The 635-nt window shown below is 27.6% G+C and carries 2 protein-coding genes; both read left to right on the top strand.

Features of this window, described 5'->3' with window-relative positions:
- On the top strand, window positions 1-263 hold a 263-nt coding region (locus ACVC5O_RS01420; protein ID WP_452219678.1), incomplete at its 5' end, for a hypothetical protein.
- A 5-nt stretch (window positions 264-268) separates the two neighbouring features.
- On the top strand, window positions 269-635 hold a 367-nt coding region (locus tag ACVC5O_RS01415), incomplete at its 3' end, for a hypothetical protein (RefSeq protein WP_452219677.1).

Below are 635 nucleotides of genomic sequence, written 5' to 3'. Positions count from 1 at the left end.
GACAGCATTGGACAGATGAAGTTTTTGAAGTATTTGGCGAGAGAATTAAAAAAGTAAAAGCAGTCTGGAAGTTAGACCCAAAATATCCCAACGGAGAATCTTTAGGACACAAAGAATTTTGGAAAGAAATGGATAATAGTTGGGATAAGTTTAAAGCAGCAAAAACAACAACTTTTTATGAAACTATGAGTCAAAAAGAATTTAGAGAGGTGATTAGTGTTAATGACTTTTATGGAAATGTTAAAGTAGAATTAATAAAATAATAATTATGGGAGTATATATATTTAAAGAAGATAATAATAGACCAATTGTAGGGACTGAACCGAAATATGAATATGAGGAAACATACGAATCCTTAAATATTTCAAATAATTTAAAGCAAAATTTAAAGCAAAATCTATTTTCAGAAGAAGCTTTTGAAGTTTCAAAAGAAGATATGAAAACACTTAAACAAGCTTTTTACAAAAAAATAGAAGAGTTGGTTAAGCATCCAAACTTTAACCCTTTTAAAGAATTATTAAGAGAACAGTACCCAAAACAATTTGGTAACGAACCTTTTAAGTTTAATGGAATAACATATTATTTGTATAATAAAGGCTCAGATTTTTATATTGACCACAAAATAAGAGATTTTG

Source organism: Lacinutrix salivirga (assembly GCF_053604675.1).
The sequence above is the reverse complement of the archived record's forward strand: the minus strand, read 5'-3'. Positions and strand labels throughout refer to the sequence as shown.